This window comes from Streptosporangium sp. NPDC002524, assembly GCF_040295985.1.
Lineage (GTDB): Bacteria > Actinomycetota > Actinomycetes > Streptosporangiales > Streptosporangiaceae > Streptosporangium.
The window spans coordinates 356027-371099 of the sequence record NZ_JBEOWK010000007.1 but is presented as its reverse complement, the minus strand read 5'-3'; the positions used below and the strand labels follow the sequence as shown (position 1 = coordinate 371099).

The 15073-nt window shown below is 69.9% G+C and carries 11 protein-coding genes and 1 tRNA gene; 4 read left to right on the top strand and 8 right to left on the bottom strand.

What is annotated here, in order from left to right:
* Positions 1–3 precede the first annotated feature (3 nt).
* The 4 genes from ABT053_RS15175 to ABT053_RS15160 are packed head-to-tail and all read right to left on the bottom strand — an operon-like array spanning position 4 to position 6240.
* Positions 4–1788 (bottom strand): hypothetical protein, encoded by a 1785-nt coding sequence (locus ABT053_RS15175; protein ID WP_350969595.1) that lies wholly within the window; start codon positions 1786–1788, stop codon positions 4–6.
* A gap of 14 nt (positions 1789–1802) precedes the next feature.
* Positions 1803–3761 carry a hypothetical protein gene (locus ABT053_RS15170; protein ID WP_350969594.1) on the bottom strand — a complete coding sequence of 653 codons (1959 nt, stop codon included), beginning with the start codon at positions 3759–3761 and terminating at the stop codon, positions 1803–1805.
* A 20-nt stretch (positions 3762–3781) separates the two neighbouring features.
* Positions 3782–4801 carry a hypothetical protein gene (locus ABT053_RS15165; RefSeq protein WP_350969593.1) on the bottom strand — a complete coding sequence of 340 codons (1020 nt, stop codon included), beginning with the start codon at positions 4799–4801 and terminating at the stop codon, positions 3782–3784.
* Positions 4798–6240 (bottom strand): hypothetical protein, encoded by a 1443-nt coding sequence (locus tag ABT053_RS15160; RefSeq protein WP_350969592.1) that lies wholly within the window; start codon positions 6238–6240, stop codon positions 4798–4800. Before ABT053_RS15160 ends, ABT053_RS15165 begins: the two co-directional genes overlap by 4 nt.
* Positions 6241–6546: 306 nt before the next feature.
* On the opposite strand from ABT053_RS15160, the gene ABT053_RS15155 reads away from it, so the two are divergent.
* Both ABT053_RS15155 and ABT053_RS15150 read left to right on the top strand, forming a co-directional pair.
* Positions 6547–7983, top strand: a complete 1437-nt coding sequence (locus ABT053_RS15155; RefSeq protein WP_350969591.1) for a DUF4407 domain-containing protein — start codon at positions 6547–6549, stop codon at positions 7981–7983.
* A gap of 70 nt (positions 7984–8053) precedes the next feature.
* A complete protein-coding gene (locus ABT053_RS15150; RefSeq protein ID WP_350969590.1) occupies positions 8054–9979 on the top strand; it encodes a protein kinase domain-containing protein in 1926 nt (641 codons plus the stop codon).
* A 52-nt stretch (positions 9980–10031) separates the two neighbouring features.
* Here ABT053_RS15150 and ABT053_RS15145 read toward each other — a convergent pair.
* From ABT053_RS15145 to ABT053_RS15130, 4 genes are all read right to left on the bottom strand, one after another.
* Positions 10032–10108: transfer RNA gene (locus ABT053_RS15145), tRNA-Lys, on the bottom strand.
* Between the two features lie 588 nt (positions 10109–10696).
* Positions 10697–11092: an OsmC family protein gene (locus ABT053_RS15140; RefSeq protein ID WP_350969589.1), complete on the bottom strand. Its 396-nt coding sequence runs from the start codon at positions 11090–11092 to the stop codon at positions 10697–10699.
* Between the two features lie 86 nt (positions 11093–11178).
* Positions 11179–11463, bottom strand: a complete 285-nt coding sequence (locus ABT053_RS15135; RefSeq protein ID WP_329085017.1) for a hypothetical protein — start codon at positions 11461–11463, stop codon at positions 11179–11181.
* 61 nt (positions 11464–11524) lie between these two features.
* Entirely contained in the window at positions 11525–12517 is a 993-nt protein-coding gene (locus ABT053_RS15130; RefSeq protein ID WP_350969656.1) for an NADP-dependent oxidoreductase, read from the bottom strand.
* A 732-nt stretch (positions 12518–13249) separates the two neighbouring features.
* Here ABT053_RS15130 and ABT053_RS15125 point away from each other — a divergent pair.
* Together ABT053_RS15125 and ABT053_RS15120 are read left to right on the top strand one after the other, a co-directional pair.
* The gene (locus ABT053_RS15125) at positions 13250–13630 is read left to right on the top strand and encodes a phage holin family protein (protein WP_350969588.1); all 381 of its coding nucleotides are present in this window, start codon (positions 13250–13252) and stop codon (positions 13628–13630) included.
* A gap of 4 nt (positions 13631–13634) precedes the next feature.
* Complete coding sequence (locus ABT053_RS15120) at positions 13635–15050, top strand: aromatic amino acid lyase (RefSeq protein WP_350969587.1); 1416 nt, start codon at positions 13635–13637, stop codon at positions 15048–15050.
* Positions 15051–15073: the final 23 nt, after the last annotated feature.

Here is a 15073-nt window from a genome sequence, read left to right as displayed (position 1 = left end):
GTCCTAGGCTCGTTTGCGGTACGTGAACCCCAGGCGGCGCAGGAACGGGACGTCGGTGTCGCGCTTCCCCTGCGGGGATACGCGCGTCCACGGCGTGACGGGCTCCGGGGTGTCGTGCTCGATCTGGAACTTCTCGAAGGTCTTTGAAGTGATGCCCCCCTGGTTGAGGAACTCGCGGAAGGAGAAGTCCGTCAGCAACCGGTAGGCGGGTGGGTCGCACAGCAGTGCCAGCGCGGTGAGCAACGGCACCGACAGCACATCGGCGTGGGAGAAGAACGCCTCCCGCAGCAGGTCGGGGCCGAGTGACGGACCGTAGTCGGCGATCAGCAGCACTAGATACACCCCGACCTGGCTGTCCGGCTCCTCCCCGTCGAGCCGCTCGACCGCGGCCATGAACCGCGTACGGCCGCGCAGCACCGCGCCGATGGCGGCACGCTGGGCGGGCTCGTCCCAGCGTGCCGCGAGCTCCGAACACACGAGCCGCACGATGGACGCGTCTTTCCGCTCCCGTTCCCCGGTGTCGACCAGTTCCTTGACGGACAAGGACGCGAGAGCCAGGACCGACTGGCTCTCGTTGAGGCGGTGGGCGAGCCTCAACGTGACGGCGGGGTCGGTCGTGGGCATCCGGCACAGCGCGCTCAGCAGCCGTGACGGGATCGGATCCACGTCGCCGAGGATCCGTCCGAGCCCGTCGGCGGTGAGTTGCGGCCCGTAGCCCAGGCTCAGCACCAGGTCGTAGAGACGGTCCTGAACCGCTGGGACCAGGGCGGGACTCGGCATCAGCAGGCGGCGGTCGCTGATGATGTTGCGCCTGCGGGTCAGGCCGCCGTTCGGAGGCGCCGACTCCCGCAGGGCGTCGAGCCGTGCCAGGTGACCGGGGACCAGATCGGCCTTCCCGTGCTCGATGCTGTCCGCGCAGGCCATCAGCACGTCGTCGATCGACAGGGGGGAGGGCGGCGCGCCGGATTCGGCGGCGGGAAGGACGGCCGACAGGTCCTCCGCGGAAAATCGCCGCTGCCTGGTGTCGAGGGCGAGCCGCGCGAGGAGTTCCGTGAGCCCCTTTCCCACCTTGCTCTTCAGCATGTCGTGGTAGCGGTGGGCGACCTCGTGGCCCTCCGGAACGCTCACCTCCTGCCCCCAGCTGACGTTGTGGGCCTCCGCCGACGGGTGCCCGGCGAAGAACAGCCTGCTCCGATGCTCGGCCGCGGCGGGGGCCCACGTCGAGGCGACCAGCTTGGCCCTGAAGCCGTACGGGAGCAGTGCGGCCACCGTGTCCAGGAACCGGAGCCGGTCGAGCAGCGGCACCCCGTCGGCCTGGACGACGCAGACGCGTCGCCCGGTGAGCAGGAGTGCCGCCGTGCCCATGGCGGTCGGGTTCACGGCCCGTACGATCTCCGGCGACGGCGTGCTGACGACGAGCGGGTCTCCGTCCAGCGGCAGCGCGTGGTGGACGAGCGCCGTGTAGAGCTGCTCGTACGAGAGGGCACCGGAGGCGGCCTGAACGTAGGGGACGCAGAAACAGCGGGTGACCGCGATTCCCCGGCCCATCCCGTCGAACTCGCCGGACCACTCCTGGACGGCCAGGACGATGTGCGCGTTCTGGTCTGCGCCCGCCCTGGCGATGGTCACCTGGGGAAGCTGCTCACCGGGATTCGCCCTGGCGTAGCGGTCGACGAGCTCGCCGAAGTCGGCGCGTCCGATCCGCCCTCGGCTGCAGGACAGGACGCCGTTCGAGCCCTTGCTTCCCGGGCGCATGCCCCACAGTGCCCACTCGGCTGTTATTCGCATGACCGCTCTCCTGCTCAGGGACGGACGAGGAGCAGGACCACGACCGCGATGAGCACACCTATCAAGGAGTACAGGGTCGCGATCGGGACGACATGACCGGGCCTGTCACCGGAACGTGGTGGCCTTCTTGGACCGCCTCCAAACACACGCCGCCTCTTGCCCTGGGGCTTGCCGGTGGTCAGATGGCTCACGCCGGGCTCGGATTCGATCAGAAGCCTGACATGCTCGAAGATCTCGGGGTCGAGTCCCGACTCACCCAGGAAACGGATGACGGTGGTCTTCAGCGCCCCGCCCGCCCCCGTGCCGTAGAGAGCCACCGCGGCGGCGACCAGCATCGGTGACCGCGCGCCCGGTGAGCGGAGGATCTCCTCGAACGCCTTGATGTGCAGTTCCTGCCCGTAGGAGGCCTTCAGCAGATCGCGGAACAGGTCGAACTGGGAGCGGCCCGTGGCCGGGTAGAGCGCGCCGACCGCGTCGGTGAGATAGCCGTGGTCGCACAGGGCCTTGGCGACCTCCGGGTCCTCGGCATCGGCGCCGCCCCGCCTGACGAGCTCGTCGCAGGCGATCGTCACCACCCGCATGTCGTAGGGCTGCCGCGCGGCCACCTCGACCAGGTCCCGGGTCCGCTGTGGCCTGAGCGCCTCCTCCAGCTCCCCCTGGCCCAGCTGATGCGCCAAGATCATGGAGACGACCGGGTCGGGAACGGGCCTGCGGACTATCGCCGTCATCAACGCCCTGGTCGGATGGAGCACGTCCCGGCTGATCCCGCCCATCTGTTCGGGCGTGACCGTCAGACCGTATCCGGCCATCAGGATCACCTCGAACAGCTGGGCTTCCAGTTCCTCGGACAGATCGCTCCATCCTGACAGCAACTGCCGATTCCTGATGATCTTCTGGTAGCGGACCCGCTCGTCCTCCGAGATCGTCATCCCCCTGCCCGCGACGACACCGTCCAACTTGATCAGGACGTCCTTGAGCTCAGCCTCACCCCCGTGTGCGAGGGTCTCGGCACACTCGACCAGCAGCCTTTCCACCGGGTCCTGGTCGGCGTCCACGGGCAGGGACACGACCGTGGACGCCTGCCCGGAAGTGATCGCCTGCGGGGGCACGAGGGCCGGCGGGGGCGAGGGGTCGAACCTCCGGAGCATGTCCAGTGCCCGGGCCCTGCCGTTCTTTCCGAACGTGAGCGGTTCGGTTCTCGTGGCGAGCCAGCCGATCAGCCTGGCGTCCAGGGAATGGCGCAGCAGCAGGTCGAGGTAGTCGTGCGCGTCCTGCTCGTGGCCAGGGATCTCCGCCAGTTGTCCCCAGGTGACCGGATACGTCCCGTGCGGGACGTGCTGGGTGAACGAAAGCCTGATCTTGTGCTCGGCGGTGCTGCTCGCCCAGGTGGACGCCGTCAGTCTCGCGCGCATGCCGTACGGGAGCAGCGCGGCCACGGTGTCGAGGAACCGCAGGCGATTGGTCACCGACACGGCCTCTCCGCCTACGACGCAGACGTGCCGGCCGGTCATCAGGAGCGCCGCCGTGGTCGTGACCATCGCGCCGATCCTCGCCGCCACGACGCCGGAGTCGAGTGTGGGAACGGAGACGACGACCTGCCTTTCCGTGGGCAGCGGAAAGACCGCGAGAGCACGGTGGAGCTCTTCGTAGGACACCGGAGACGGAGGCCGGGCGAGGCGCGCGTACGGCACGCAGAAGTAGCGGGTGCGAGCGATGCTACGGTGTCGCCTGTCCTTCTCGTCCGACCAGTCCTGGATGGCCAGGACCAGCCGCGTGTTCTCGTCGGCCCCCACCCACGCGATCGTGACCTGGGGCAGGTTCTCGGGCGTGCCTGTCGCGTAGACCGTCCTGATCTCCTCGAAGTCATCGCGGCTGAGCTGCTTCTGACTGCAGGCGAGGATCTCGTAGTCGTCGCCGCTGCCGGGAGGCTTTCCCCCCACCGCCCACTCGAGCGGCAGTTCCACCATGCTCATCGGCCAGTCCTCCTGATCGGCTACGGCGTCGAAATCTGCTGCCCGAGCCAGAGCATCGGCTCCATCACATTGATGGGGCGTACCTCACCGCGTATCCGAACACCATTGGCGAATTTGGCCCCGGAGGTCGGTTGACCGCTCGCTGTCCGGAACACCGCCGGAACAAGATTCTCGTAGTCGTCGATATCGAAAACCTTGGTCCTGGGGTTGACGTAGAAGCCGATCGACGAGGTTACAAAGTACCTAATTCGGTCTTTATGGAAAAATCGGTCAATAGCATTCAAAGCCATGTCCGCGTTACCGCTGGCCGATACCCGGCACAGCTCCTGGAAGAGCTCTTTCCCGTCCTCGTTGCTCACACGGGGAAAACCGAAGGGATCTTCGGGGTCGGCGGTCAGCAGCCTCAGCCTCTTCGCCGTCTCCAGCACCTTGTAATCGTCGAATTTGGTGATGCAGACCGCGAGATGGTGCGGCAGTCTGCCGTCGGTCGTGTCGGCCCCGGCGATCACCTGCTCCGCGAGCTGGGCCAGCGCCCCGTGCAGATACTCGAACGCGTCGCCGTCCTCGTTCTCCCTGATGGGATCGAAGAGGAAGACGATGCCCCTGCTCTGCACCAGGTTGCGGAGCAGCTCCTGCTGGGATGTGACCCCCTGCCTGTTGCCGAAGACGCCACCGGGAGGGTCGAGCAGGTTGATACCGATCTTGTGGGCACGAGCCGTCCTCGACCTGCGGAACCAGCGCGCACGTCGCTGCTCGGACTGACCGACCAGGAACCAGTTGTAGTTGTCCAGGACCTGCGTCGCCGGAGGGAACACCTTGTCCCGCGACAGCGCCGTGGTCTTGTCGGTCAGGAAACCGGTGGACGCGGGGTCGGCGCCCACGATGCTCCAGCTGCCCGGCTGGCGGAGCAGGGCGATGTTGAGCGCGGCCAGAAGCGTGGTCTTACCGCTGCCCGGAGCGCCCCACATCGCGATGTTGGGCTGTGAACGCCCGGATCCGGCGTCGAGAGCCGTACGCCGTCCGTTCCGCATGTTCGTCATGGCACCTCGATCAGAGGGAAGGGAACCGATTGGTCTTGGGGCGCCGTCAGGCCGAGCTCGGCGCCGAACTCGCGGATGTCCAGGGCGTCCAGCCGGGTCAGCGCGGTCGCGCCCAGACGGGACCAGACAGGGCCCGCCTCCTGGGCGTCCCGGTCACAGATCGCCCCGAACGCCATGCCCGGGTGCTGTTCGAGCCGACGGAGCAGCAGGTCCCAGTCGTGCCGGTGCGGGCAGGGCAGGAGCGTCCCGTTCACCCTGGGCGGATGCGGAGGGCGGTCGCCGACCGTGAGCAGCACCGTCCGCCCGGCCTCCCTGCCGGCGACCCGCCCGACCACCACGGCCAGCATGTCCTCCAGCTGCGCACCGTGCGGATGGCCCTCGGCGCCCGGTCCGCGTTCTTCGAGGCGGTTCAGCGAGGTCAGGGCCTGCCCGGGGGAGACCAGCCAGTCCACGACCTCCACCGGCTCCTCTTGGACGCCTCGCTCGTAGGAGTGCGCGCCATAGGTGATCAATGACACCTCGAGGAGATCGGCAAGGCCTGCGGACATCGTCGCGATCATCTGGCGGAGACGGTCGAGCCGCTGCGTGACGTTCTCCTGTGCCCCGCTGATCTCGACCGCGCAGACGAGATGCTGTGAGACATCCCGGTTGCCGAGTTGGCGCGGCACCGTGGCGACCAGGTCGGCCCAGGTGCGATCGTCCTCCACCAGACCCGGCAGGCCGGTGAGGCGGACCCGCCCCGGCCGCTCCAGCTCGACCGTGAAGTCGTAGCGTCCGGGGACGAGCCTCGCCGACTGGAGCGACAGCAGCAGCGGTTTCCTGCCCCAGGCCACCACGGCGAAGGTGGTGCCCCTGTCGTCACCCGACTCGCAGCGCGCGGTCACCTCGGCGGTCGCACCGGGCCGCGTCCCGATACCGAACAGCTGATGGGCCGCGAGTTCCAAGCGGCCCGTCATCGCGCTTCGTTTCAGCACCACCAGTTCGTACGGACGGTCGAGCGGGTCGTTCAGAACGACCTCGCGCAGCAGCGCGTCGACCCGTACGTCCGCCTGGACGAAAGCCGCCGCCTCCGGGCGTGCCGCGTGAAGCCAGGCCAATGCCTGGCCGGCCAGCGGGCTGCCGGGGAAGGAGCACACGAGGATCAGCGCGGCGTGGGAGTGGACGCCCGCGGCACGGATGACGGCCTCCTCGGTGGGATCCTGCCCGGTCGGGTCAAGGTCTCGCCCGGAGTGGTCCCACGCGTGCTCGTCCGCCAGGGAGGTCCATGCGACCACCGGGCCGAACCGGCAGCGCGGCCTGCCCAGGTCGTCGCGGCGCAGCTCGAAGGTGATGATGCCGTCGGCGGCGACTTCCACCACTGCCAGCCGCCTTGACTCGTCGAGTCCCGCGACCGCCCCGGCGAGGGCCTTGCGGAGCAGATCCTCGCCCGACTCGGTCACCTGACAGCCTCCGTAATGCGTCTGAAGAAAGGCGTGGACTGCTGTCGGCACGGCGACTTCGCCCGCCTCGGGAACGCATTGATGAATTCCCGGACACCTCGCGGTGTAATTGTCTTGCCGTCCCCTGTCAGCGTCTCGCCCCCTCCCCGTCAATGATCACTCCGGGGAACCCACGAACTTGATTTCCCCGCAGCATAAGAAATCACACCTCACGGAATTATAATAGTGTCCAGGTGCTGGCGACGTCCCAGCCCGTGATCTAAAGTTCATGACCGCGAGCCTGGACGCCATTCGGAAGGGGATTAGATGAGGGCGTTCCTAATTACCCTGTCCGGCGCACGGCAAGAGATCTTGAAGCTCTGCCCGACTGAGCAGGGGAAATTCGAGGGCATCGGCGGAACGGTGCTCACCACCGGCGTGCTGGCCATCGTGTCGATGACGTTCGCCCTGCACTCCGCGCTCGACGTCCCCCTCCTCATCGCCATCCCGGCGGCCCTTGTCTGGGGCCTGGCCATCATGAGCCTCGACCGGTGGCTGGTCAGCACGATGCACGCCGACGGGCCGCGGCGCTGGCGGGTGGCCCTGCCCCGGATCCTCATGGCCGTGCTGCTCGGCCTCGTCATCTCCACCCCGCTGGTGTTGCAGATCTTCCGGTCCGAGATCGACGCGCAGATCGTCCAGATCAAGCAGCAGCGGGCCAACGAGTTCGCCACGCGACAGAACTCGGGCAGCGTCGCCCAGGAGCTCAATCGCCTCCGCAGGGAGACGGCCGCCCTCCAGAACGTGATCACCTCGGAGGGTGACGTTCCCCTGGATCCCGCCAAGGACCCGAAAATCAAGTCGTTGACCGCGGAGCGCGACGCCCAGCAGACGCAGGTCAAGAAGCTCTACGACGAGTGGCAGTGCCAGCTCTACGGCGGGAAGGCGTGCCCGCGTAAGGGCAACGGTCCCTTGGCCCAGGCCAGCAAGAACAACTACGAGAGGGCCAAGAGCAGAGTCGACCTGCTCAATCGGCAGATCGAGGACCGGAAGCGGGAGCTCACCGCCACGGACGAGAACAGCAAGAAGGAGCGTCTCGACCAGGCGACCCAGGCGCTGCCCAAGACCCAGGAACTGCTCGACGCGGCGGTGAGGCGTCAGAGCGATCTGCAGACGGCGTTCGACGCGGAGAACAAGGCCACCGACGGGTTGTTGATCCGGCTGCAGGCCCTCAACGAGGTGTCCGGAGAGGATCTCACCCTCAGGTCCACCCACCTGCTGCTGTTCCTGGTGTTCCTGCTGATCGAATGCCTGCCGGTCACGGTCAAGCTGATGCAGAAGCCGGGTAACTACGAGAAGATCCTCGCGCTCGCGGCGCGGCAGGAGTTCCGCGACGCGCGAGACAGTTACAGTTCCCAGTTCGGTTCCGCCATCCATTCGCCGGGTTCCGCGTCGCATCAGGACCCGAACGACCATTCACCATCGATATGGGACATATGGCAAGAACCCGGTTCCCCGCGCGGCACCCGGGTGGCACCGCCCCCGACCGCACAGACCTCGACCGTGCAGAGGACCGTGGACATGGCCGACCCGCGGACCAAGAACGACGACCAATACCTCACCGAGTACCCCGGCGATTACTCCGCCGAGGACGACATGCTGCGCGCTATGCCGAGCACCCGGGTGTTGCGCGACTCCGACACCACTCACCCGGCGGGGGAGCGTCCCAGCAGATTCGAGCTGTTCCCCGATGACGACGACTGACCCCGCGAGGTCCCCGAGTTGACGTCCTCCCCACGGCCGAGGCCGGGGGGCTCCACGCTGGAGGTACGCGATGAACGGCCGCCTGGTCAACGGCCGCTACCGGCTCCTGTCCATGATCGGCAGCGGTGGGATGGGCCATGTCTGGCTGGCCGAGGACGAGGTGCTTGGGCGCCGCGTCGCGCTCAAGGAGCTCGTCCTGGCGCCGAACGGGGAGCACCTGTCGGTGCGTCACCAGCGCGTGCGGCGCGAGGCGCGGGCGGCGGCGCGGATCAGGCACTCCGGCATCGTGGAGATCTACGACATGTTCGTGGAGGACGGTCTCTCCTGGATCGTGATGGCCTACGTCAAGGGCCGCTCGCTCCAGGACCTGATCGAGCACGGCCCCCTCGGCGAGCGCCGGATCGCCGAGATCGGCCGGCGGGTGCTGGCCGCGCTGACCGCCGCGCACCGGGCCGACGTGCTGCACCGTGACGTGAAACCCGCCAACATCCTGGTCGCCGAGGGGGGTGAGGTCTTCCTCGTCGACTTCGGTATCGCCCACATCGTCGGGGAGAGCCGCCTCACCTCGCAGAACGCCTTCGCGGGCACGCTGGAGTACATGGCGCCGGAACGGATCAACGGGCTTCCCCCGGGGCCGCCCGCCGACCTGTGGTCGCTGGGGGTGACCCTCTTCCACGCCCTGGAGGGACACTCCCCGTTCTTCCGTGGCAACGTGCCCGCCACCATGAAGGCCATCACCTTCGACGATCCCCCCCGCCCCACCCGCGAGGGGGCGCTGTCCGGCGCGATCGTGAGGCTGCTCCGCAAGGATCCCGGCCGGCGGCTGGACGCGCGGGGACTGGAGGGGATCCTGAGGTCGATCGTCACCGACCCCCCGCCCTCCCCCTCGCCGCACCGGCCCAGGCCCGCGCCTTCATCGCCCACTCCCGACCAGTCGGCGTCACCACGCCGCCCCAGACCCGCACCCTCCCCGCCCGCTCCCGACCAATCGGCGTCACCGCGCCGCCCCAGACCAGCGTCCTCCCCGCCACCCCCCGACCAGTCGGCCTCACCACGTCGCCCCAGGCCGGCGTCCTTCCTGCCTCCTTCCGATCACTCCGCCTCACCGCGCCGGTCCGGGCCCGCACCCTCCTCACCCGCTCCCGACCAGTCGGCCTCACCGCGCCGCCCCAGGCCGGCGTCCTCCCCGCCCCCCCCCGACCGCTCCGCCTCACCGCGCCGGTCCGGGCCCGCGCCCTCGGCCGAGCCCGGACCCGTGTCCTCGCCGTTTCCGTCCGGGGCGGCCGGGCGCGCGCGGGAGAGACCCGTGGACCTCGGCGGGCTGGATCCGGCGGAGGCCGGCCGGGTCGTCAGTGCCATGGCGGCCCCTCCCGCCGCGCGGCTGCTCGCCCGCCTTCCCGCGGAGGTCGTCCAGCGGGTGCTGGTCCGGATGGAGCCGGAGGCCGTGGGGGCGATCCTGCTGGAGGTGTCCGCGGAGAGGGCCGCCTCGTTCCTCGACGCGATCCCGGCGAGGACCGTCGGCGCCGCGCTGAACGCGATGGCCGCCAGGCGGGGGGAGACCGCCGCGGTCCTGCGGGCGATGGGGGCGACTCGCGCGGGCCAGGCGCTGAACCACATCGATCCGGGACAGGGCGGCGCGCTGCTGGGCGCCATCCCGCCCGGTGAGGTCGCGAAGATCCTCGCGTGCACCGCCGCCCGGACCGCGGCCGGCATCGTCCGCGTCCTCGCCGCGGCCCCGCTCGCCATCCGCCTGATCGAGACGATGCCGACAAAAAGGGCATGCAGTGTGCTCGACCACGTGCCCCCGGTCCTCGTCGCCCAGCTGCTCGAGGCGTCCTCCGACGGCCGCGCCGACCGGCTGCTCAACGGCCTCGACGACGCCGTACGCGCCCAGGTCCTTCGCCACACGCGCGCTCCCGAGCACCCGCCGGGGAGAGAGCGGCGGTCACGGGAAGGACGGTCGTGGCCGGGGAGTCCCGAGCGGGGCCGGAAATGACGAAGGGCACCTCCGCGGTGCGGAAGGTGCCCAGGTCATCGGCCTCAGCCGGTGGTGCGCCGCCAGGGACTCGAACCCCGGACCCGCTGATTAAGAGTCAGCTGCTCTAACCAACTGAGCTAGCGGCGCTTGCAACGGGGGTAACTCTAGCAGCAGCCTCAGCGCGCTCGCACCCTGGTTGATCCCGTTCCGGCACCCCCACGCCTCTGGGGAGTCTTGTCCGTTTCCCGGAGAAGAACCAGGCTGTTCCGCTTCCTGAAACAGGTGCGGGGCCGGACAGTCCCCCAACTGTCCGGCCCCGACCTCTTCGCGGGCTTTGCCATCGTCTCCCCCAAGACTCCGGCGGCTCCGCTCAGGAACGCGATCCCCCTCGCGTCCTTATCCGGTGAAAAGTCTCTGCAACGCTCCCCCCGGGCTTCGCAGACCCCTCGACCTGCAACAACACTACCTAGCCAAATGTAACGGGCGCGTCATCCAAAGGTTGATTTTGCGCCTACACCCAACCTTGACCCGGTATCACCGAAGCGCCGTCAGCCCCTGCGGACACGCGAGGACCCGGCGTCGAGGAGGCGGTTCCAATGGTTTCCGGCCAGGCGCCCCAGGCCTTCAAACCCCCGGGTCCTCCGGCCGTCCGGGCCGGGGTCGCGGTGATCATCGGGTTTCCGGGCGGGAGGTGCCGAGGAGTACGGAGAACGCGCGGGCTCTCCGGTGGGGTGGTCAGGGGAGTTCGAGGTTGATCTCCATGTTGTCCCGCAGGGCCCGGCTCACCGTGCAGTACTTCTCCTCGACGCGCTGGGCCACGGCGCGCAGGACCTCGGCGGCCTTCTCGTCGCCCTCGGGCAGCTCCACGTCGTAGGTGATGGTGATCGTCCCCAGCCTGGCCGAGTCGACCTTCTCCGCCTGGACGGTCATCGCCAGGCGGGTCATCCGGTGGCCGCGCTGGGCCGTCAGGGGCTCCACGGTGACGATGTTGCAGCCGCCGAGCGCCGCGAGCAGCAGCTCGACGGGGGTGAAGACCCCCTGCTCGTCGCCGCCGCCCATCGCGACCTCGGCCCCGCGGTCGTTGCGCGCCACGAACCCGTCGTCGGTCCGCTCCACTCTCACCTGTGCCATGGCGTTCCTCCCCTGAATCTGCGGATCACCCTACAGAGGGCCGCGAAGGGAGGAACGCCCGGGTGAGGGCGGGCACCCGGCCCGCCTCAGGCCTCCGGATGTTTGGACAGGTATTCGATGTAGAACGGCCGCAGCGCCTCGCCCAGCTCCCCGTGGCCCGAGGCCATCGCGTCGCTGAGCAGGGCCGAGACCCGGCTGAGGTCGTTGGTCGTCTGGTCCTCGTTCCCCGCGGACGCCTCCGCCGCGGGAATCAACGTGAGCAGCTCCCACAGGAAGCCGAGATCTCCGTGGTGCACGGCGTAGTGGACCGCGCGATCATGCAGTTCCTGGGCCGACAGCGACTCAAGCTCGTCCGTTTCCAACAGACCCACCCCCTCACGCCCCTTCTGCCCCGAGAATATGGCCATCATGCGCAAATGACGGTATGCACCGTCAGTGCGCCAGCCTGACCAGCATCTTCCCGGTGTTGGCGCCGCGGAGCATGTCGATGAACGCCCGCGGGGCGTTCTCCAGGCCGTCGACCACGGTCTCGGTGAAGGTGATCTTGCCTTCGCGGAGCCAGGCGCCCACCTCGGCGATCATGTCGGGCAGCCGGTCCGGGTGGTCGGACACGATGAACCCGCGCAGGGTGAGCCGCCTTCCCACGGCCAGGCCGATGTTCCTCGGCCCCTGGACCGGCTCGGTGGCGTTGTAGGAGGAGATCGACCCGCACATGGCGACCCTGCCGTACGTCCTCAGCTCGTCGATGGCCGCCTCCAGGTGCTCGCCGCCGACGTTGTCGAAGTAGACGTCGATCCCGCCGGGGGCCGCCCTGGCGAGCTGCTCGTGGATCTCGCCGTCGCGGTAGTCGAAAGCGGCGTCGAAGCCGAGGTCGCGGACCAGGTGGGTCACCTTCTCCCGCGACCCGGCGCTGCCCACCACGCGCGAGGCGCCCTTCAACCGGGCGATCTGCCCGGCCATGCTGCCCACCGCCCCCGCCGCGCCGGACACGAACACCGCCTCGCCTTCCTCGAAGCGGGCGATGTCGAGCAGGCCGACGTACGCGGTGAGGCCGGTCATGCCCAGCGCGCCCAGGTAGGCGGAGAGCGGCACCCCGGGGATCTCCTCGACCCGGCGGGCGTCCTTCGCGTCGAGGACGGCGTACTCGCGCCAGCCGGACCTGTGGGTGACGGTGTCCCCGGGCGCGAGGCCGGGCGCGTGTGACACGACGACCTCGCCGAGGGCACCGCCGTCGAGGGGCTCTCCGACCCGGAAGGGTGGGGTATAGGACTTGCCCTCGTTCATGCGCCCCCGCATGTAGGGGTCGACGCTCATGAAGAGGTTGCGGACGAGGATCTCCCCATCGCCGGGGGCGGGCAGCCGCACCTCCACCAGGTCGAAGTTCTCCGGGGTCGGCCACCCGGAGGGCCGCGACGCGAGCCGGATCTCCCTGGAGGCCGTACGTCCCTCCTTGCCCGGCGTACGACCGGCGGGTCCGGCCTTCGTGCCGTTCGCCGCGGTGTGCTCCGCCCGCGACGCGGACCCGGGGGTGGATCCGGGAGCGGGTCCGGGGTTGGACCCGGGAGCGGGTCCGGGGCCGGACCTGGAAGTGGATCCGGTCTCCTGCGTGCTCTCCGTTCCCGGGTCGGGTTCCGTTCCCGGGTCGGGGCCGGGCCTGGGAGGGGGGCCGGGCCTGGGCGGGCCGGGCTTCGGCGGGGGGCCGGGCCTGGGGGGAGGTCCGGGCTTGGGCGGTGGCCCCGGCTTGGGGGCGGAGTGAGCCTCGGCCGCGGTTCCGGACGTCGTCCCGGCTCCGGCGGACGGCTTTTCCTGTCGACCGGTGGATGATCGGGCGTTGGACATGATGAGGCCCCCTCGGCGATTCGTGCTCCTCACCTGGGACCTTCCCATCCGGCGGCGTTTCTCCCCGCCGGGGAGCGGCACGCCTGGCATGATCTCGCCACTTTCATGACCGCATACGGTCACGGATGCGAAACTTTCCGCGGGCGCCGGGCCGGGCCTCCGTCCCGGCGACCGTCGCGGCCACCGCGCCCTCGCCGCCCGGGGTGACCGGATCGGCGGGGACGCGACCGGTCGGCAAATCACCCGTTATGCGTATATATCCACATTTAGGGCGCGAACCTACCGCCCGTCCGACCATCCATGCGAGGATCCCGAGACGTGAAAATAATCATCAAAATACTGGTTGTGGCAGCCGCCCTGTGGGCGGCGACCCGGTTCGTGGACGGCATCACGGTGTCCGCGCCGACTCCGATCAGGGAGATCGGCACGCTCGTCGCCGTCGCCTTCGTCTTCGGGGTCGTCAACGCGGTCCTGAAGCCGATCATCGCGACGCTCGGCTGCGCCTTCTACATCCTCACGCTCGGCCTGTTCGCCCTGGTGGTCAACGCGGGGCTGCTCCTGCTGACCAGCTGGATCGCCGAGCAGTTCCGGCTGCCCTTCCACGTCGACGGCTTCTGGGCCGCGTTCTGGGGCGCGATCGTCATCGGCCTGGTCAGCTGGCTGCTCGACCTGATCCTCGACGCGATCGTCGGCGACTGAGCCGATGACCGTCGTCCTTGACGGCGCCCATCTGACCTGCGAGCAGGTCGGCCGGGCGGCCCACGGCTCCGGGATCGCGCTGGGCTCCACCGGCCGCGCGGAGGCGGCGTGGCGGACGTCCGGCCTGCTCGAAGGGCCCGTGTACGGCCGGACCACCGGCGTGGGCGCCAACAAGGGCGTGGCGGCCGAGGACACCGGCCTCGACCTGCTCCGCAGCCACGCGGGCGGCGCCGGACCGGCGATCGAGGCGTTCCGCGCCCGCGCCACCCTGGTGGTCCGCCTCAACCAGCTGCTCGCCGGTGGCTCGGGGGTCGATCCCGCGCTCCTGCCCGTGCTGGCCGACGCCGTCAACCGGGGCCTCACCCCGCCGATCCGCACCTACGGCGCCATCGGCACCGGCGACCTCACCGCCCTGGCCACCACCGCGCTCTGCCTCCTGGGCGAGCTTCCCTGGACCCCGCCCCCCGAGGACGTACGAACCGGGGCGCGGCCCGGAGACATCGGGGACGCCGGGAGTCCCGGGACGCGAGCGGGGGATCCGGTGCCCCGGTTCGCGCTCGCCTCCGGTGACGCGCTGCCGTTCATCAGCTCGGGTGCGGCGACCCTGGCGGACGCCGCGCTGGCCTGTCACCGCCTCGGCGTCCTGCTGTCGGCCGCCACCTCGGTCGCGGCCCACTCCTTCCGGGCGGTCGAGGCCTCGCTCGAACCGCTCTCCCCCGTCGTGCAACGCGGCCCGGAGCAGACCGGGGTCGCGGCAGGGCTGCGCGCCCTGGTCGGCTCCACCAGCCCGCGCCGCGTCCAGGACCCGTACGGCTACCGCGCCTTCCCGCAGGTCCACGGGGCCGTCCTCGACGCCCTCGGCCGGGCGGAGCGGACGATCACCGAGGAGATGAACGCGGCCCCGGAGAACCCGCTGATCGCCGACGGCCGGGCCTGGCACAACGGCAACTTCCACTCGGCGCGGGTCGCGCTCGCCCTCGACGCCCTGCGGGCCGCGCTCGTGCAGACCGCGACGCTGAGCGCCGCCAGGCTCGCCACCTTGAACGACCCGGCCCACACGGGCCTGCTCCCCTTCCTGGCCGAACGTCCCGGGCTGTCCGGGGTCATGATCCTCGAGTACGTCGCGCACTCCGCGCTGGCAGAGCTGCGCCACCTGGCCGCCCCGGTCACCCTGGGCGGGGCCGTGCTCTCCCTGGGCACCGAGGACCACGCGAGCTTCACCCCGCAGGCGGCCCGCTCCGCGCTCGCCGCCGCCGAACCGCTGGAGATCGTCCTGGCGTGCGAGCTGGTGGCCTCCGTACGGGCCCTGCGGGGGCGCGGGCTGCCCTGCGACCTGCCGCTCGACCCCGCGATGGAGGACCGTCCCCTGGACGCCGACCTCGACGCGGCGCGGGGGCTCCTGCCCGGTCTCGTTCCCTGAGACCTGCGGGCCGGCCTCGACGC

Bases quoted from the DNA above. Each gene is read 5' to 3' on its own strand.
- ABT053_RS15150 (WP_350969590.1), top strand. From the start codon at position 8,054: ATGAACGGCCGCCTGGTCAACGGCCGCTACCGGCTCCTGTCCATGATC.
- ABT053_RS15155 (WP_350969591.1), top strand. From the start codon at position 6,547: ATGAGGGCGTTCCTAATTACCCTGTCCGGCGCACGGCAAGAGATCTTG.
- ABT053_RS15165 (WP_350969593.1), bottom strand. From the start codon at position 4,801: ATGACGAACATGCGGAACGGACGGCGTACGGCTCTCGACGCCGGATCC.
- ABT053_RS15175 (WP_350969595.1), bottom strand. From the start codon at position 1,788: ATGCGAATAACAGCCGAGTGGGCACTGTGGGGCATGCGCCCGGGAAGC.
- ABT053_RS15170 (WP_350969594.1), bottom strand. From the start codon at position 3,761: ATGAGCATGGTGGAACTGCCGCTCGAGTGGGCGGTGGGGGGAAAGCCT.
- ABT053_RS15140 (WP_350969589.1), bottom strand. From the start codon at position 11,092: ATGGCACAGGTGAGAGTGGAGCGGACCGACGACGGGTTCGTGGCGCGC.
- ABT053_RS15120 (WP_350969587.1), top strand. From the start codon at position 13,635: ATGACCGTCGTCCTTGACGGCGCCCATCTGACCTGCGAGCAGGTCGGC.